The organism is Paraburkholderia sp. BR14374 (assembly GCF_040948685.1).
GTDB classification, from domain to species: domain Bacteria; phylum Pseudomonadota; class Gammaproteobacteria; order Burkholderiales; family Burkholderiaceae; genus Paraburkholderia; species Paraburkholderia youngii.
On record NZ_JBFPKF010000171.1, the window covers coordinates 1 to 254 of the forward strand.

The 254-nt window shown below is 53.1% G+C and carries 1 pseudogene; it reads right to left on the reverse strand.

The window, feature by feature from the left end:
- Window positions 1-137 precede the first annotated feature (137 nt).
- Window positions 138-254: pseudogene (locus AB3X86_RS38525) on the reverse strand (IS5/IS1182 family transposase); the annotation flags it as partial.

The window sequence follows — 254 nt, forward strand, 5'->3', positions numbered from 1 at the left end:
CGTGAACAGGGGTTCCTGCATCTCATCCATTCCGCGCATCGCATCCGCTGCCAAAGATCATGAACACGATATCCATAACGCCCGTCCCTCAAACCCCGTTTACACGGGACCCAAATTCAACAGCCTGTTAGAGGGTGTTAGGCACTTTTGCTAAGGGTTGCAAAGTGAACAAGCATAAGCACGGAGAAGACGACGAAGTGCAAGCCAGCCAGAGTTTCGGGCAATCGCTCGTAGTCTCTTGCGAGTCGGCGGAA